At 54.2% G+C, this 17,774-nt stretch carries 18 protein-coding genes and 2 pseudogenes; 19 read left to right on the top strand and 1 reads right to left on the bottom strand.

From position 1 onward, the window contains the following. Window position 1 precedes the first annotated feature (1 nt). Window positions 2–574 carry a sorbitol dehydrogenase family protein gene (locus IMX17_RS18505; protein WP_193550073.1) on the bottom strand — a complete coding sequence of 191 codons (573 nt, stop codon included), beginning with the start codon at window positions 572–574 and terminating at the stop codon, window positions 2–4. A 1,082-nt stretch (window positions 575–1,656) separates the two neighbouring features. Between IMX17_RS18505 and IMX17_RS18500 the strand changes: the two genes are divergently transcribed. The 19 genes and pseudogenes from IMX17_RS18500 to IMX17_RS18410 all read left to right on the top strand — a co-directional run bounded on the left by IMX17_RS18500 (window position 1,657) and on the right by IMX17_RS18410 (window position 17,774). Continuing rightward, window positions 1,657–2,574 (top strand): ParA family protein, encoded by a 918-nt coding sequence (locus IMX17_RS18500; protein WP_182265425.1) that lies wholly within the window; start codon window positions 1,657–1,659, stop codon window positions 2,572–2,574. Beyond that, window positions 2,571–3,923 carry an SPI-7-type island replicative DNA helicase gene (gene dnaB-PI / locus IMX17_RS18495; protein ID WP_182265424.1) on the top strand — a complete coding sequence of 451 codons (1,353 nt, stop codon included), beginning with the start codon at window positions 2,571–2,573 and terminating at the stop codon, window positions 3,921–3,923. The genes IMX17_RS18500 and dnaB-PI overlap by 4 nt, the downstream gene beginning before the upstream one ends. A 2-nt stretch (window positions 3,924–3,925) precedes the next feature. Then, a pseudogene (locus IMX17_RS18490) lies at window positions 3,926–5,662 on the top strand (ParB family protein). Further along, window positions 5,662–6,384: pseudogene (locus IMX17_RS18485) on the top strand (DUF2786 domain-containing protein). The pseudogenes IMX17_RS18490 and IMX17_RS18485 overlap by 1 nt, the downstream one beginning before the upstream one ends. Next, the gene (locus IMX17_RS18480) at window positions 6,381–6,602 is read left to right on the top strand and encodes a hypothetical protein (protein ID WP_182265422.1); all 222 of its coding nucleotides are present in this window, start codon (window positions 6,381–6,383) and stop codon (window positions 6,600–6,602) included. The pseudogene IMX17_RS18485 and the gene IMX17_RS18480 overlap by 4 nt, the downstream one beginning before the upstream one ends. After that, window positions 6,595–7,224, top strand: a complete 630-nt coding sequence (locus tag IMX17_RS18475) for a DUF2857 domain-containing protein (protein ID WP_060558267.1) — start codon at window positions 6,595–6,597, stop codon at window positions 7,222–7,224. Before IMX17_RS18480 ends, IMX17_RS18475 begins: the two co-directional genes overlap by 8 nt. Further along, entirely contained in the window at window positions 7,221–7,484 is a 264-nt protein-coding gene (locus tag IMX17_RS18470; protein WP_043143926.1) for a hypothetical protein, read from the top strand. Before IMX17_RS18475 ends, IMX17_RS18470 begins: the two co-directional genes overlap by 4 nt. A 113-nt stretch (window positions 7,485–7,597) precedes the next feature. After that, the gene (locus IMX17_RS18465) at window positions 7,598–8,878 is read left to right on the top strand and encodes an STY4528 family pathogenicity island replication protein (RefSeq protein WP_193550072.1); all 1,281 of its coding nucleotides are present in this window, start codon (window positions 7,598–7,600) and stop codon (window positions 8,876–8,878) included. A 290-nt stretch (window positions 8,879–9,168) separates the two neighbouring features. Continuing rightward, window positions 9,169–9,918 (top strand): PFL_4669 family integrating conjugative element protein, encoded by a 750-nt coding sequence (locus tag IMX17_RS18460; RefSeq protein ID WP_160204623.1) that lies wholly within the window; start codon window positions 9,169–9,171, stop codon window positions 9,916–9,918. Further along, window positions 9,915–10,487, top strand: a complete 573-nt coding sequence (locus tag IMX17_RS18455; protein ID WP_182265420.1) for a hypothetical protein — start codon at window positions 9,915–9,917, stop codon at window positions 10,485–10,487. Before IMX17_RS18460 ends, IMX17_RS18455 begins: the two co-directional genes overlap by 4 nt. A gap of 13 nt (window positions 10,488–10,500) precedes the next feature. Next, entirely contained in the window at window positions 10,501–12,540 is a 2,040-nt protein-coding gene (locus IMX17_RS18450; RefSeq protein ID WP_182265419.1) for a DNA topoisomerase III, read from the top strand. Window positions 12,541–13,254: 714 nt separating this feature from the next. Beyond that, the gene (locus IMX17_RS18445) at window positions 13,255–13,722 is read left to right on the top strand and encodes an STY4534 family ICE replication protein (protein WP_043143807.1); all 468 of its coding nucleotides are present in this window, start codon (window positions 13,255–13,257) and stop codon (window positions 13,720–13,722) included. Window positions 13,723–13,794: 72 nt separating this feature from the next. Next, window positions 13,795–14,346: a single-stranded DNA-binding protein gene (locus IMX17_RS18440; protein ID WP_182265418.1), complete on the top strand. Its 552-nt coding sequence runs from the start codon at window positions 13,795–13,797 to the stop codon at window positions 14,344–14,346. A 15-nt stretch (window positions 14,347–14,361) separates the two neighbouring features. Next, the gene (locus IMX17_RS18435; RefSeq protein WP_012146806.1) at window positions 14,362–14,598 is read left to right on the top strand and encodes a DUF4160 domain-containing protein; all 237 of its coding nucleotides are present in this window, start codon (window positions 14,362–14,364) and stop codon (window positions 14,596–14,598) included. Next, window positions 14,579–14,851: a DUF2442 domain-containing protein gene (locus IMX17_RS18430; protein WP_182265417.1), complete on the top strand. Its 273-nt coding sequence runs from the start codon at window positions 14,579–14,581 to the stop codon at window positions 14,849–14,851. Before IMX17_RS18435 ends, IMX17_RS18430 begins: the two co-directional genes overlap by 20 nt. Before the next feature lie 146 nt (window positions 14,852–14,997). After that, a complete protein-coding gene (locus IMX17_RS18425) occupies window positions 14,998–15,642 on the top strand; it encodes a PilL N-terminal domain-containing protein (protein ID WP_193550071.1) in 645 nt (214 codons plus the stop codon). Further along, on the top strand, window positions 15,639–16,382 hold the full coding sequence (locus IMX17_RS18420) for a hypothetical protein (protein WP_182265415.1): 744 nt from the start codon (window positions 15,639–15,641) through the stop codon (window positions 16,380–16,382). The genes IMX17_RS18425 and IMX17_RS18420 overlap by 4 nt, the downstream gene beginning before the upstream one ends. A gap of 10 nt (window positions 16,383–16,392) precedes the next feature. Further along, complete coding sequence (locus IMX17_RS18415) at window positions 16,393–17,103, top strand: TIGR03759 family integrating conjugative element protein (protein ID WP_182265488.1); 711 nt, start codon at window positions 16,393–16,395, stop codon at window positions 17,101–17,103. Then, window positions 17,082–17,774 (top strand): transglycosylase SLT domain-containing protein, encoded by a 693-nt coding sequence (locus IMX17_RS18410; protein ID WP_193550070.1) that lies wholly within the window; start codon window positions 17,082–17,084, stop codon window positions 17,772–17,774. The genes IMX17_RS18415 and IMX17_RS18410 overlap by 22 nt, the downstream gene beginning before the upstream one ends.

The raw sequence follows: 17,774 nt of genomic DNA, 5'->3' as shown, positions 1-17,774 counted from the left end.
TTCAGCTCTCAGAGGGCAGAAAGGCGTTAACCTCAGGTGGGGCGGCGGTCCACCAAAGCGGGCCGTTGCCGCAATAGGTGGGCACAATCAAGGCGTCTTTAACCGGGCGATACATCAGGGCATCTTTATAAGCGATGAGACTGGCGTTTGCCCCCTGGCCCACGGTACCGGTATACCAGGCGGTGACGATGGCCGAGACCAATGCCGGCAGCCCCAGTTGGCCGGCGATTTGCTGAAGTTGCCGGGCGCTTTGTCCGGCCTTCACGCGCGCGCTTAATCGCTCAACCTGTGATGAGAATTGCGGGTTTGCGAGGCTCAACGCAGTGAAAATACGAGCCGAAATGCCAGGGTCAATATCCTGATGTTCTGTCAATTGCCGGGAGAGCGCGAAGAAACGGGCAAAAAGCAGGGGGTTTTGCGCGGCGGTATGCTGTTCCGCCAGCGTGAGGAATGGGGCGCCGGCCAATGCGGTGGCGACAAGCGTTGACGCCAGGCCGAGCAAGACATTTCTGCGGCTGACGCCCTTGCCGTGTTGATCCGGCTGTTCGCCATTGTCTGATAAACCATATTCCATATGTTTTTTCTCAACGGGTGTTTAATGCCAGAGCCAAAAAAGGCCAAAATATCAGTGGGTGAGCAGGCTAAATTAAGCGTTCTATTACGGTGATATGGCGATCTTCACCGATGTGATGTTTTAAGAACGCCTGTCGGTAAATTAGCAGCGGCGGCAGGCGGTATTTATCAAAAAATCACAAGGTGAATGCCGACCGCATTTTTGGTTTGTTTTTAATAACGGCAGGAAATTATGTGGTGGGCTCTGTTTAATTGGTTGTTATTTAATGTTTTTATCGGTTTGTGGCTGTGGGTTTTTATCAGGCGCAGAATGAAAACATTAATGGCATTGCTGCGTAACCCGTGTTTGCGTATTAATTCAAATGACAGCGAAAATAAGGAAGGTCGGGTTATGGCGCAAATGGAAATAATAGAGTGCCGTAAACACAGGGCAGGGGGGCGGGCATCAATTAAGACAGCGAATATAAAGGCCGAGATTTAGGTTAAAGAGATAGGAACAGGAGCACTTCTGCTGGGTATTCAAGGTCTCAGCGCTGGCCCGCAGGGTGAGGCCCTTGGCCGAATAATCGAACGCAGTTCGATGGAGAGTCCGTACCCCAGAAAGCGAAAAACCCGCCATAGGCGGGTTATTCTGAAGATGGTGCCCGGACTCGGACAACCGGCGCTGGCGCCGCGTTGAACAGCGCTTCAGCGCTGGCCCACAGGGTGAGGCCCTTGGCCGAATAATCGAACGCAGTTCGATGGAGAGTCCGTACCCCAGAAAGCGAAAAACCCGCCATAGGCGGGTTATTCTGAAGATGGTGCCCGGACTCGGACAACCGGCGCTGGCGCCGCGTTGAACAGCGCTTCAGCGCTGGCCCACAGGGTGAGGCCCTTGGCCGAATAATCGAACGCAGTTCGATGGAGAGTCCGTACCCCAGAAAGCGAAAAACCCGCCATAGGCGGGTTATTCTGAAGATGGTGCCCGGACTCGGAATCGAACCAAGGACACGGGGATTTTCAATCCCTGTGCTTGTTGCAAAATTGTTAAAGGATATATAATTTAACCGTTTACACGCGAATTGATAAATTCGAGTGTAAAACATGCATAAGTTAGCTAAATCCACATCTATGGGTGTTAGCCACCCGGCACCTCGCGTTATCCCTATGGTCTCAACCAAAGGGGGCGAAGGTAAATCCACTCAAAGCGCCAACCTTGCCGGCTTCCTTGCCGATGCAGGTAAAAAAACTCTCCTCATCGATGGTGACCACTCCCAACCCACCGCAAGCAGCATTTTCTCCCTGGAATATGAAGCCCCCAACGGTTTGTATGAACTGTTGATGAAGACAGTAGATCTCAATCACCCCGAAGAAATCATCTCCCGTTCTGTTATCCCAAATTTAGACATCATCGTTTCCAACGATCCCCACGACCGTTTATCCTCTGCCATGTTGCATGCCCCTGATGGTCGTATGCGGCTGAAGAATGTTCTGCAGCACCCTTTGTTCAACGAGTACGACGTTATCGTTATTGACTCCAAAGGTGCAGCGTCTGTGATGCTCGAACTCATTCTTGTTGCCAGTACGGAGTTCGCCGTCGGTGTTATCAAGCCTATATTGCCGGATACGCGTGAGTTTCTGCGTGGCACATTGGGGTTGATGGAGGGATTATTGCCGCTGTCCAGCTACGGTATTGCGTTACCGCGTATCCGTATTCTGACGAACTGCATGGAGTATACGAATCTGGATTGGCAGACCCTGAACAGTCTGCGCGGCATTATCGCAAACGGGCAGTATCTGCGTGCAGATACCTTCGACGTCTCCCTTCTCGACACCATCATCCCCAAGCTTGAAATTTACAAAATGGGGCATGCTTCCGGCCAACCTGTTCATCGTCTCGAAAGAACCACCACCCGTACATCAACGCTCGCTGCTGCTGACACTATGTATGAGCTGGCCTGCGAGTTGTTCCCTCACTGGGTTGCCGACTTCGACGTTCTGCGTCAGGAGGCAAATCAATGAAGGTTGATATGCATATACCTTATTCTTCAGATGCCGAGCAGGCCGTTCTCGGTGGCTTGATGTTGGATAACGAGCGTTGGGATGACATTCTTCCATTAGTTGGAGATCGTGATTTTTATCTGGCGGTACATCGTCGCATTTTCCAGGCTATGGCTCGCTTGATGGCTGTTCAGCAGCCGATTGATCTGATTACGCTCCATGAGTCATTGGAACACAATGGTGAGCTCGAGCAGGTCGGCGGTTTTGCCTATCTGGCGGAGTTGTCTAAAAACACACCGAGCGCAGCCAATATTGTCGCCTATGCCAGGATTGTCGCTGAACGAAGTCGACTGCGTAGCCTGTTGCAGCTCGGACGTGAATTGAGCGCAGATGCTGCTCATCCCCGCGCAGATTCTGCCGCCCTGACCGAAAGGGCGGAACAGCAATTGTTCCAGCTCTCGGAACAAACACCGTCACAGCAGAATGTCAGCCTGACCGATGGGCTGAATGCTGTCGTGACTTATCTGGAGACGGTGAATGGCGGTAATGGTATCACCGGCACCCCGACTGGCTTCTTAGAGCTTGATGCGATGACGTGTGGTTTGCAACCGGGGGATTTGGTTTTGCTTGCGGCACGGCCATCGATGGGTAAAACCGCCTTTGCGTTGAGCGCTTACACCGGCGCACTCCGAGGCACGGAGAAACCTGCATTCTTCTTTAGTCTGGAAATGCCGCGCGAGCAGTTGCTCCAACGCCTTATTGCTGTTGACGGGCGGGTTGAACTTTCAAGGCTGCGCAGCGGCCAGTTGGATGATGAGGATTGGGCGCGCATTTCCAAAGCGATGGAGCGGTTGTTGCCATTGGAAAACCGCCTGATTATTGACGATGAATCGTATTTGACCCCCGCACTGCTGCGTTCCAGGGCACGGCGCTATACCCGGTTGTATGGTTATCCGGGTTTAATTATGGTCGATTACCTGCAGCTGATGCGTTGCCCTGGCCAGGAAAACCGCACCCAGGAAATTTCAGAAATTTCCCGCAGTCTGAAAGCACTGGCCAAAGAACTTGATTGTCCCGTTGTGGCGCTATCTCAGCTGAACCGTCAGTTGGAAAGCCGTGCTGACAAACGCCCCTTTAATGGTGACCTGCGAGACTCCGGTGCGCTGGAGCAGGATGCCGATGTGATCGCCTTCATCTACCGGGATGAGGTCTATTACGCTGACTCTGATGATGCCGGCACGGCAGAAATTATCATTGGTAAGCAGCGGCAGGGGGCAACGGGCACCGTTCGCGTCAAGTTTGAAGGGCAATTCACCGCGTTCAGTGACTTCCACGATGGTCAGTATGACCAATACTCGGGGAGGGCGTAACTATGGCGCGTACTAAAACCAAGATCCTCGATCTGAACAGTGCTTTGCTCCAGCAGGGAAAAACAGCTGCAGGCACTCATGCAGTAACTTCGACATCATCTGTACTGCCAGTGAGTGATATGCCGTTGGTGCTTACTCTCGACCAGCTAAGCGTATCGCCGTATAACCCACGAATTTCGAGGAATCCTGAATATGATGAAATCAAGGCGGGGATTAGGGTTCGCGGTCTGAGAACTGTGCCATTAGTTACTCTTGATCCTGAACAACCCGAACTGGGTTATTTTTTCAGTGATGGTGGTAACACCCGTTATTCAATCTTGCAAGAACTATGGCAAGAAACAGGGGATGAACGGTTTTACCGCATTTCTTGTGTTTTCAAGCCATGGCCCGGTCGTTTGTCCTGTCTTCTTGGCCATCTGGCCGAGAACGAACAACGGGGAGATCTGGCGTTTATCGAAAAAGCTCTGGGGATCCGGGATGCTCGTGCCCTGTATGAAGAAAAATTGGGTAAAGCTGTTTCTCTGCGTGAGCTCTCAAGTTTGATGAGTGCTGATGGATATCCGGTGCATTTCTCCAGTATCAGCCGTATGGAAGATACGGTGAAATACCTATATCCATTCATGCCATCTCTTCTTAAATCGGGATTGGGAGCCCCCCAAATTCGTCAATTGCTTGCTTTACGAGCTGAAGCTGAAAAAACTTGGGAGGAACATAGTGTTACTGTCGAGGTTCAAGAACCGTTTGATAGCGTCTTTGGCAAAGTTTGCAGCCAATTTGATGACCCCGAAATCTACTCTCTGGATATGTTTCGTGATGAGTTGATTGGTGCGCTCATCAACGCGTTGCCACACCCGTTGCTCAATTATGACCGCTGGCTACTGGAGCTCGATCCCAAAGAGCAAAACCGGCGCAAGCACCTCGGTGACCCTGAGCCGGCATTAACGCCTGAGCTGTCAGGCGAAGGCAATACTGTCGAACTGGCGCCAGCACTGCAGCAGGGAAATACCGGCGGACCGACGGTACCTGAAGTACAGGGAGAAGGCTCTTCTTTGGTGCTGGACAGCGCGTTGCATAAATCAACGAGAGATGCCGATGATGAATCACAGAACGCTCAGGAAGAGGAAACGCCTGCAACTCAAACTGAACCACGTGTTGAAACTCAGCCTGATTTATACGGTGCGCCTTCTGTGTTGTCGGGTGACGTTGAAACGGTTTTAGATGGTGAGAATACCACAGCCCCCCTGCCGGCCCCTCATGAGCCGACAGCCCCTCACAGCAATACCGTGACACAGCCAAAGCAAGGTATAACCCCTGTTGCAGAGGTGCCTTTTGCCGAGGTAGGACTTGAGCCGGTCTCCTCCATCTGGGCTATTTCTGCCCTGTAGGACGATATCGAGCACCTGCAGGTGATCACCTTCCGATTGGCATTCGAACTGGCCGAAGTGGCGGGCTGCGAGGCGGAAATCAAAGCCGATAAAGCCGACTTGCAGGCTGCCGGCTACGCATTGACTGCCGAACGTCCTTCTCGATTTACCGCGTTACTCCTGACCCTTGCCGGCAACAACCCAGACGGTGCCTCATCCAGCTCGCTCAATGAAGCCCTTATCGGTTCGGAAAATGCGGCTGACTGGCCTTTGCTTGACGATATTCATGCCGTGAAATTGATGCGCCTTATTCGCGTCTTACGCCGTCTGCGTGAACTGCAGCGTGATTTATCTGCAACAGAGGAGGCAGTCTGATGAGCCATTCACAACGACAGGCGCACCTGGTGAAACTGGTGCGCAAACTGCTTGAGCTTGCCCGCAGCAACAGCAATGCGCATGAGGCTGGACTGGCGTTAGCCCGGGCGCAAAAACTGATGGAAAAATACGGCATCAGCGAGCTGGAGGCCAGCCTGTCATCTATTCAGACGGCACCGAGTCGGGGAGCACCTTCCGAAGCGAAACAAAAACTGCCTGAATGGATGTCCAGCCTGGCGTGGGCGATTGCCCGTGCCTTTGGATGCCATTTGTATTTTTCCTGGAGGGATAGCGCGTCAGGCCCGCGCCGCAACGTGACGTTCTACGGTTTTAGTGAGCGGCCGGCCGTTGCGGCTTATGCGTTCGATGTGCTGAGCCGGCAGTTGAAAGATGCGACTGCAGACTACCTGAAAACCCAGAATAAGCGCCTGAAAACGAGCACGCGGCGTGCCCGAGCAGAGCAGTTTCGTGCCGGCTGGGTTGCCGGCGTCCGGAGAGTCATCACGACGTTTACCGTTACTGAACAGGAATGCGAGCTGATTGGAGCCTAGCTGGAAAGCCAAAAGATGGGGGAGCTGCAAACGCGCGCCCCGAAAACCTGCCGCGGTGATGATATTGCCCGTTTACGTGGATACGAAGCAGGCCAGAACGCCCGTTTACACCAGGGGGTTCAGGGGGCTGTGAACACTGGCATTGGTTATCAGGGAGGACGCAACTTATGAACCCTTATTTGTATCTACTCACAATGCAGACCTTCGTTTTTTGGTTCCTGCTTCTAGGTATGGGCAACGTTCCTGATCCCAGAACGTGGTTTAAGGGCAAGGGCAAAAACTTCATTTCAGCGTTGCCATTCCTGTTCGTTTCCATGGTGTTGCTGGCATGCTTGTTTGCTGTTTTTTCGAGATATTTTTCAGAAATCGGGGGGCTTCACTATGAGTAATAGCTTGTCTCAGGCGACGAACAGCCTGCTCACCCAGCTCGTGATGGAACTTAAATCAGGCTATATCCGCCGCTGTGAATCTCTGGGGCTGACCACGGAGGAGATGCAACTGCTGCACGGTTTGACCATTGAAGACCTGCATTACCTGATGAACAGCTCGGTATCGGTGCTGACCTTCCAAATCCATCACGAGAATTTCTCTCTGATGCTGCAACATGCGCGCCGTGAGCAGCAGCGCATGCAGCGGATTGATCGTGCACTGGCGTTGGGGGGCTCTATCGAAATGATGCAGCACTATTTTGGCCTCTCGACCGTTGAAGTTGCCGCCCGCCGACGCATGACCGGTATCAACATTCGCCAGGGGCGCTGTGCAGCGCTCAGCGACGACGAGAATGCGGCATTGTGGCGCCAGTGGCAAAAAGCCGACATCGATGACGCTTCCAGTGCGGATGGACTGGACGTCATGATGCTGGCCGCCGAACAGATGGATGTTTCTCTGACAGCTGTCTGGCATGCAGTTCGCAGCTTCGATGCCCCTCAGACTGCGACGGCCAGAAAAGCCATTCAGGCCGTGCGTACGCCACGCGCTACGCCGGGAGGAAATACAAGGAGGTTGGCATGAAGCCTGTGATGTTAATGCCGGGGTTGCAGGTCCCCCGTTCGGCGCCACCATCCTGCCAAAGAAAGGCGAAGGAGCAGGTCAGGCGTTTCCGCCGCGGGGAACGTAACTATAAGCACCTTCATGTTAAAGGCAAGCACGCCCCTGGGCGTGCCTGGATGAAGATTGATATCGGTACCAGCTGGCGACTGCTCAGCCGAAACAGTGGTGATGACTGGGAGCTGTTGACCCATGAACGCTACAACAACGAACTGTGGAAGTGATGACACTGACCCTGTACCTGATGTCGGGTACAGGCCTGAGTGCCGTTAGGCCTACAACCGCTTGATGCTTTCGCCCTGTGGGCGTGGGCCGCGTAAAAGGATGCGCAAAATCGATGAGCATAAATAAAACACCTGATGACAGCCTGATCACCTTTACGCTCGAACAAATGAATGCCCGCCTGGGGGAACGAATAGGCGCGGAAAAGCACACGGGGAGTCCCGATGTCACGAATCTGCGCAGCGGTCTGCTGTACATGGGCAATGTGCATGACTCTATCCCCCGCCGGTTGCTTCTGGACACTCGCCTGTCACCGCTGGATAAAACCGCGTGGATAATGATCCGCCTGTACGCACAACAGAACCAGGGCGCCGTGTTCCCGACCTATGACGAACTGCAGCTGCAGCTCGCCTCGCCATTTAACGGTAAGGCGTCCCGCGAGACTGTCAGCCGCGTGCTGCTGATGTTACGCCTGACAGGCTGGCTCAGTTTGTGCCGGCGTGTGCGTGACGACAAGGGGCGAGTGAGGGGGAACATCTATGCCCAACATGATGAACCACTCTCGGCCCGTGATGCGGAGACATTGGATCCGACCTGGCTGGATACGGTCGCCATGGGCTGCGCGCATAAAAATCGCACCGTCAGCCAGACTGCCTGGTCGGTACTGACCGATATTCAACATGACCCGACAATGCGTCATCAGCATTCACAGATGGCGGCGATTGCTGAACGGCTTGGGTCGCCACAAACCCCGCAACAGATGGCTGCCAGAGTGTTTCAACGACAGGAAAATATCCCCAGTTCGGACGCCGAACTCAGTAAGAAATCCCCGGGTTCGGATACCGAACTGAGTCAAATTAAGCCCAGTTCTGATGCCGAACTCAGTGTAAAACAGGGAGGCAAAACACTGGGTTCGCTTCCCGAACTCATGCTGAAATCAGTCAATTACGGTGCATCAACGAAACCGAACTGTAACGTACGTTCTTTCACACAGAGTGTGAATAAAACAACGTACCTACCTGAGTTACCGGCCGAACTGCAGAACAGCATAGCGGCAGATGATCAGCGGCAGATTGGTGTCCAGCTTAAGGCATTGCCTGCAGAGGTTGCCCGTCAGGTGCTGGAGAGTCTTGAGCAGGCGATGGCCAAAGGCAGCCTGAATAACCCCACTGGCTGGCTGCTGGCAGTGATCAAGCGCGCCCGGAACGGTGAGCTGTATGCGAGTGCAAAATCCCCAGAACCTACCCGGCCTGTACCACGACGCCAAATACCTTGCTCTGCGGCGCCAGCAAAACCAACAGATCCGGTCCGTCAACACCTGGCGTCGCGGGAGCATGTCAGCGACATAGTTACGAAGCTACGTTTGGGAATGGCACGCGCAAAAAATAAGTCATAAATCTAAACAGGAAGAGGTGTTTAAAAAATACACAGCGTTGGCACTGCCAACACCGCTTAAAAAATAAACAACCTAAGGTCTGGGTATGTATCCAGAATTTTCGACACTCTCAGATTAAAACTTGTGTGATTAAAAAGTGGCCACTGTTGGTACTGCCAGTAGTGGCTAAAAAATGAGCAAAATTCATGTCATCACTTTTCCTTTGGAAATGAAAAAGAGTTTTGGATTGCTGCTAATGGTGACTGCCGAGACTATTTCAAGCCACACACATTCCCGGAAGGATGCTTCTAATGGTTGAATCAGCAAAGAATAACGAACAAAAACCGGCGGCTGCACGCGCTGGTGCATTAAAATCCACTCTTACCGTAGAGCTTCATACCCTCTATGCCATTCGTTTATGGGAAGGGCGACGTAGCCAAAACGCTGATCCTGAAACGTCGGGGAAGCGACGCCCTGATATTTATAGTATGCCCCGTTTTATTCTACGAGCAGGGCAGATCAATGAGGCTTCTGGTGAAGATAACCCTTATGCCGATGCTGCAATGGTCGCCCTGGAAGAGACCTTAAATAAAGGTACGCAGTTACTTCAACAGGCTGTTGCCGAGCTGGACAAAACACTGGCAAACATCCCTGCACAAATTTCTCTTTCAGATGTTGCTTCCGTGTCTCCTCTAAATATTGGTGTATTTAGTCGCACTCCTGTGGGATATCGCTGTGTTTTCCTTCTGGTCGGTTATGACCAGCTTGCGATGAAAGCCTTTCAAGCTTGGCACTATGGGCTTATATCACGTTCGGAACGCGACACTCTATTGGACCGAGGGGGGCATTGGATCCGTAGCGTTTACGGTGTCGTCCAACACTATCGTCCCGCGAAGGTGACTCGAGATGATATTCGTCTCGAAACGCCCGCAGGTAAGGATGCGATCACCCGTTTTGGTATGCCTGACGAAGATATTATGTCGGGCGCAATACGCTCCTCTTTCTCTCCACCACTCAAGACCTCTGCATTAATTTCCTCTAAAAAAGGAGCTAAATCATGAGTATGAGTCGACAGGTAACGTCTTTTTTGATGCCAGGTGTTCTTTGCGCCGCGTTGGTGTTAACGGGGTGTGCAGGCACTGCGTTGGGCGAGTGGAACCAGAAAATCAGTGACGCTGCACATTCGCTGGCAAGCGGTGGTAGCGGTAGCTCCAGTGAGGGTAGCATGCCTTGGATGACCCGAGCCGTTATTTCCGGGCCCCGGCAGGACGTGCATCATTCGTATAGCCTCCCGGTGGACGTTGATACCGCGGCGGCGCGCCTGAAAAGTCATTATCAGTTCATCTCCTCCGAGGAGCTTGAAAGTCTGCGCCAGCGTGATCAGCACGGTGACTGGAGTGCGAGCTCCATTGATGAAGCACGTCCGGTCTGGTCGGCAAATCGGGGCAGTTATTACAAGATGGGGCAGGAATGGAAAGGCAATGATCGCCTTGAGCTCGAAGTGGTCAAGTCCGGCGTTGGCAGCCGTCTGAAAGTGACATACAGCTCACCGGATGCGTCACACCTGACTGACGCTTACCTTGGGAGACTGATGACGCAGCTGCAGCAGGTTGCCAAAGGTCAGGGCTGAGGGAGGTTATCTGATGCAGCTCTACCTGTGTGAGAAACCCAGCCAGGGTAAAGATATCGGTGCCATTCTCGGAGCGACCCAGCGTAAGCAGGGCTATCTGGCGGGTAGCGGCGTCATCGTCACTTGGGCAATAGGGCACCTGCTGGAGCAGGCTCAGCCGGAGACCTACGGTGAACAGTTCGGTAACCCCTGGCGGGAGTCTGTACTGCCTATCGTTCCTGCTCAGTGGAAAATGACGGTAAAAAAAGACACTGCCGATCAGTTTGCGGTCATCCGTGGGTTGCTCAAGCAGGTTGATTCTGTAGTGATTGCGACCGATGCGGATCGTGAGGGGGAAGTGATCGCACGGGAATTACTGGAGCACTGCCACTTTACCGGCCCAGTCCAGCGGCTCTGGTTGTCAGCGCTGGACGAGGCCAGTATCCGGCATGCTCTGGCAAACAAACTCCCTGACGAGAAGACTGCACCCCTGTATGAGGCCGGCCTGGCACGCGCCCGGGCTGACTGGATGACGGGGATGAACCTGACCCGACTTTATACTCTAAAGGCGCGGGAACAGGGATACGGCGAGGTGTTGTCGATCGGGCGGGTACAGACCCCCACGCTGGCGCTGGTCGTGAACCGTGACCGCGAAATCGCCAATTTTATTTCCAAGCCGTACTGGCAAGTCAGGGCGAACCTGCAAAAGGATGGCATTACTTTTCCTGCGAACTGGGTGCCGGCTGCCAACTACTGTGATGAAGAGAAACGCTGTATTCAGCAGAATGTGGCGCAGGCCGTGGTGCAGCTGTGTCAGCAAACAGGTCATGCCGTTGTGCTTGAGGTAGGGACCGAGCGCAAGAAAGAGTCCGCGCCTTTGGCCTTTGACCTGGGGACGCTGCAGCAGGCTTGCTCACGCAAGTGGGGGATGAGCGCAAACCAGGTGCTGAGTATCGCGCAGTCGCTGTATGAAACGCACAAAGCGACCACATATCCCCGGACAGATTGCGGCTATCTGCCGACATCGATGCGGGAAGAGGTTGCCGATGTGCTGAGTGCGGTTACCCGCACGGATCCAACGCAGAGCGAAAGTGTGGCCAGGCTCGACAGGGCCTTTGTTTCCCGCATCTGGAACGACAAAAAAATCACGGCGCACCATGGGATTATCCCGACCAAGCAGCCGTTCGATTTGAGCAAGCTGTCTGCCGATGAGCTGAAGGTCTATCAGCTGATCCGTCAGCATTACCTGGCACAGTTCCTGCCGTTACACGAAGTGGATGTCACGGAAGCGACCTTCAATATCAGCGGGCAACTGTTCCGCACCCGCGGCAAGGTCGAGGCGGTAGCTGGATGGAAAGTGTTGTTCCAGCATGACGCGAGCGAGGCGAAAGAGGAGTCGGCTGACACGGATGATGTCCGACTGCCTGTCCTGGTAAAAGGTGAATCCGTCGCGGTTGCCGGTGCGGAGCTTAAAACGCTGCAGACGAAGCCCCCGGGGCATTTTACTGACGGGACACTGATCGCCGCCATGAAAAATGCTGCGGCGTTCGTCAGTGACCCGCAACTGAAGAAGGTGCTGAAAGAGAACGCGGGGCTGGGTACTGAAGCGACACGTGCCGGTATCCTAGAAACGCTGTTTAAACGCGGCTACCTGGAGAAGAAGGGAAAAATCCTGCTTTCCACGCCGATTGCCGGCGAACTGATAGATGCGTTACCGACCGCGCTGACCAACCCCGGGATGACGGCGCTGTGGGAGCAGGCGCTGGACGAGATTGCCCAAGGCCAGATGACACTCGAGACGTTCATGAGTCGCCAGGCACAGTGGACGGGCCATCTGGTGGAGAAAGGGAAGACGCAGGCGGTGAAGTTCACTGCGCCTCCTTCACCGCCGTGCCCGACATGCGGTGGGACGATGCGCCGGCGTGCAGGCAAGAAAGGTGGCGGTGCCTTCTGGGGCTGCAGTAATTATCCCACTTGCCAGGGCATCATCAACATTGATGCAAAAGGTAGTCGTAAGGCTAAGCGCTATAAAGCAAAATCACAGGCTAAAAATAAAACAACCGGAGCGGAGTAAGAGATTGTCTGATGTTTATCGCTGAAAGTTTTGCTAATGTGGGCGAGCTTTGATGCAGAGCACCCCGAGGCTGCGGATGGCAGGAAAGTTTAATGCATGGACAATTCTGCTTCAGCCCGTATCAATGGCCTCCACACTCAGGTTGATTGATTAAGCGCATGCGACTTCGTGAAAAGCGCGCCAGGAGTCTACTACTCCTCCTCGAAGTCAGATGAGATCTACTACCAGTTATGGTGCAAACTCCGCGGCGCAGTCTTTGACTGTGCCGTTTTTGTTTTCTCAATTCACAAAATTGATATTCCTGGTTGACAGCAGCAGCACCTGAACTAAAAATGAACAGGCTTACTTGTTGTCTTCGGACAACCACCAATGCTCAGTGGGTCTGTGATGAGCGCCTTCGGGTGACCCTGCTGTTAATTGACAGCCACTAATGATCCCGTTACCTGAGAGGATCGCCTTCGGGTGGTAACAAAAGAACGCTTCCTTAGCCTGAGAGGGAGTACGTAGCTTAGCTGCGTGGTACATCTGCCCGCCTTTGAGAGTAGATATCGTTGATAGTGAGCGCGACTTTGCGTAACGATTAAGGCTTATTCAATCTGATCAGACTGTCAGGATATGGCGTATACCCATACCTGGCTCCCGACGGGAAATACTTTTCCCGTCGGGGAAGGTGTATTTCTCCGTCACCGAATCTTTACTCCTGGAGAAAACATCATGTCTACCCAATCTCAGCAAGCATCTACCAAAACTGAATACTTCAACCTGACTATCAAAGGGATGGGGTACCTCAGCAACATTCGTCAAGTTAATGGCCCGAATGGCACCTTTATCAGCTGTGTCATCAATGGACTTTCCGGTCCTACCGATAACGCCAGTTACACGCGTTTCGATGTGACGGTCGCCGGTAAAGAAGCCAGCAGCCTGATCAACCGCTGTCAAAAGTCAGTTGATGAAGACAAAAAAGTCCTGATTGGTTTTGTGCTCAGCAATCCCAAAACGGACATCTTCACGCTCAACAGCGGCGAACATGCCGGTGAACAGCGCGTCAGTCTTAAAGCCCGCCTTATCAAGGTCGATTGGATCAAAATCGGTCAGGAAAAGGTATATCAGGCTGAGAAATCCGACTCTACGCCGCCTCAGCAGGGTTCCGCACAGCAACAATACGCGGAAAACTCTTTCTGATAACGCCCTCTACGCCTCGATTTTTCGGGGCGTTTTTCCCTTTCTAATTCTATTCCCTATGAGGATTCGATTATGGCGTCTCGCGGCGTAAACAAAGTCATACTTGTCGGTCATCTCGGCCAGGATCCTGAAGTCCGTTACATGCCAAATGGCGGTGCGGTGGCTAACATTACCCTGGCGACCTCTGAAAGCTGGCGCGATAAGGCAACCGGTGAGCAGAAAAAAAAAACCGAATGGCACCGTGTTGTGTTGTTCGGCAAGCTTGCTGAAATTGCCGGTGAATATTTGCGTAAGGGCTCACAAGTTTACATTGAAGGCTCCCTGCAGACACGCAAATGGACCGATCAGGCCGGTGTTGAAAAATACACCACTGAAATCGTCGTCAACATTGGCGGCACTCTGCAGATGTTGGGTGGGCGTTTGCAACTTGCCAACGCCGGACAATCAGGCCAGGGCAGTTGGGGGAAACCTCAGCAACCGCAACCTTCGCATAGCGGTACGCCGGCTCAGCAACCCCAGCCAGCTCAATCGGGTGGAAATGCCGCGCCGATGGATTTTGACGATGACATACCGTTCCTTGGGTTTGGTTATGGTATCGCAAAATCAGCCATTTACGCTTTGTGATCGTCGGGAGACATTATGCCGACAATACTTAGAGTAGGTGGTTTTCGCTTTTACTTTTACAGTCATGAACCTAACGAACCGGCGCATGTCCATATTGATAAGGGCAATGCAACCGCTAAAATATGGTTACATGATGTCAGTATTGCGCGTAGTGTGGGATTTGCATCACATGAACTGCGTATACTGCAGCGTTTGGTGACTGAACATCGGACACTTTTACAGGAGGCCTGGGATGCTTACTTTACGCAATGAAAATGATCTGCGTGTAATGAATGTCCGCATCGATGATGACCTTTTGTCGGTTGATTTGATGGATGGCCGAACTATTTCGGCACCGTTAGCTTGGTATCCACGGCTTGCGGCCGGTACGCAGGCGCAACGGGAAAACTGGGAACTCTGCGGGGCTGGAATGGGTATACACTGGCCAGATCTGGATGAGGACTTAAGTACGGAAGGGTTGTTGATGGGAGCGAAAGGCATTACTCGTACCCCTTCATTATCCTGATGTTGTTCCTCGTCATCTGACACTAAACGCTGACCTTCGGGTTGGCGTTTTTTTTTGAATAGCAATAAAGAGTTGTTAATTGAGCCTCCCGGACGGTAACCGCACAGTGACACCTGCCAATTGTCACTGAACAGGAAATCTTCCGGATGAAAAAAACAATTCTCTTCTCTTCCCTGGTTGCACTCATGCTGACCGGGTGCGTTACTCAGCAGCCACTGCAGCAGCGCGATATTTCCCCTGTCACGCCTTCGTTTACCGTCACCCGCAACGTTCAACCGGTCAGCCCGGATGCTTACGGGCAGGTGCCTGAGGTCGTGCGCTACGACCGTTATTTACTGGTCAGCACCGACCCGGCGGCCGTTCAGCGTGATCCGCTCTCGCAAATCATCGATATCCGTATTCCGGCATCAGTAAAACCGACGGTGGCTGACGCGTTGCGTTATGCGCTGCGCCAGTCGGGCTATTCACTGTGCGCGACCGGATCGGCAAACGGCGTGCTGTACCGCCAGGCGCTGCCGGCGGTGCAGTACCAACTGGGACCGATGCGTTTGCGTACCGCGCTGCAGGTACTGGCAGGCACCGCGTGGCAGCTCGAGGTAGACGACGTGCAACGTGTTGTCTGCCACAGCCTGCGTGACGGGTATCAGTTGCCGGCGACACAGCTGCCGCCGGTGACGGTGGTTCCGGTCAGGGCGGTTTCAGTACCGGTTTCAGCGCCTCCTGCTGCAACGGTCATTGCACCTCAGCCGGTTAACGCGGTACCGGCAACCGGCGGGTGGCTGAAAAAATGACTGAGCATAATGAAGACATGGTGCCGATGACACCGGCAAAAAAAGGGGTGCTACGCAGCAAGACCTTCTGGGGGGCAACGGCTGGCGTCGTTGTTGCCCTGATGGCTGGACTCGTCGGTTCAGGGGCTATCAGGCATGTCGATCAGCGTATTGCCCTGCTTGAGCAGGCACAGAAAGCACTGGCGCCGCAGGATGGCATGAACTCTATGGCCGATGAGCTGCAGGCGCAGGCTAAACAGCTTAAAAGCCTGGCTGAGCGTCAGGACTCGCTCACGCGGCAGATTGGTGCGCTGACGCTAACCAATGGGTTATCGGAAAAACTTGCGCAGCAGTTGCAGGCGCAACAGGTTGAGTTGAATGCGCTGAAAGACAGCATTGAGTCCGTGAAAAAGTCAGCGACTGAAAAGCCTGTACCGGCAGTGGCACCCTCAACGGACGTACCCGCTGCACCGTCAGCCACCGCCAAAATCATCCCAAAGCACAAGCCCACGCCAATTAAATCCTCCCCGCGTAATGCGGTACCTCGTATGGCGCGCAAAGCGCCATTCGTGCTGACCGGGGTGGAGCAGCGCGGGACGTCGGCCTTTGCGGCTGTGGCGCCGCAGGGGTTCAGTGATTTGTCGCAGGTGCGGTTAATCGGGGAAGGGGAGTCGATCGCCGGCTGGATCCTGGTCAGTGCCGGCTATGGGCAGGCGACGTTTCGTGTGAACGGTCGCCTGCAGACCGTCAGCGCCCAATAAGGAGAGCGTGATGAAACTGAAATACAGCGTGATTGCCCTGATGCTGCTGAGCCCGTTATCACAGGCGGCGCAGCAGTCGGCCATTGAGAACAGCCAGTCTACCCTGAGCGAGATTCAGCAGAGTCAGGCCAACAAGACGGCGCAGCAGGGCAGGCAGTGGGGCCTCAGTGGCGAAGAGTACCAGCGTTATCAGCAGTTGATGGTTGGCCCTCGCGGGACGCAGTCTCCGGGGCTTGATCCGTTAACTGCTCTTGGCATCGAGGCGCAGAGCGATGCCGAACGTAAAAAGTACGCGCAGCTGTGGGTAAAGCAGGAGTTCGCCCGCACTGAGAAAGAACTCAAGTTCCAGCGTGAGGTGGATGCGGCCTGGCAGCGCCTTGGTGTGTTGCCGGTGAACATGGGGAATGCGGCCGGTATCGTACATGACACCGGCGGGCGACTGGCGCTGTTCGTGAAAGCGAAGGACTGCGGGCAGTGCGATGCACGCCTGGCGGCGGTGCTGGCAGATAACCGGCCGGTCGACATTTACTTGGTTGACAGCAAGGGTAATGACAGTCTGCTGCGTAACTGGGCGAAGGCGCATCACATTCCTGTCGACAAGGTGCGCGCACGTCAAATCACGCTGAATCATGACGGTGGCCGCTGGATGAAATTCGGCAACGGCCTGATGCCGGTGGTGCTGCAACAAGGGGAAAACGGATGGACACTCGCCGCATTCTGACCCGGGGACTGTTGCCCCTGTTTGCCCTCCTCACCGTTGTGAGCGGTGGCGTCGTACATGCCGCCACCCAGCAGGTTCCTTCCGGCTACCGGGAGGTGGCGCTGCGTCACGGGGTGCCACCGGAGTCCCTGTACTCGGTGGCGCTGGCCGAGACATCGATGGCGCCGAAAAGCATCATCTCGGTGACTCGCGGGGCCGGTCCGGCCCCGGATGTGGAACGCCCCTGGCCCTGGACCATTAACGTGGCCGGCAAAGGGTATCGTTACGCCAGCCGCCTGCAGGCCTGGGAAGCACTGCAGCGCTTTTTGAAAACACATCCTCGCAAGCGCATCGATGTTGGGATTGCCCAGGTCAATCTGGGCTGGAACGGCCATCACTTCACGTCGACCTGGGAGGCGTTTGACCCTTACACCAATCTCAACGCGGCAGCGGCCATCCTGCGGGAATGCTATGACCGCAATCCCGGAAGCTGGCTGGTTGCCGCCGGGTGTTATCACCACCCCGCCGGCGGCGCACCGGCAGCCCGGTATAAATCCATCGTGAGCGGCAAGCTGGCACGCCTGAACGGCAGGGGGACCGCCCCGATTCGGATGGCCAGTACAACGCCCACGGCCACGGTGTTACCGGCACAAACGGTGGCGCTGACCTGGATTGAACCACGGAACCCATAA

Source organism: Serratia sp. X3, assembly GCF_014982455.1.
Classification (GTDB): domain Bacteria; phylum Pseudomonadota; class Gammaproteobacteria; order Enterobacterales; family Enterobacteriaceae; genus Serratia; species Serratia ureilytica.
Note: the sequence above shows the minus strand (reverse complement) of the source record. Positions and strands in the feature narration are given on the sequence as shown.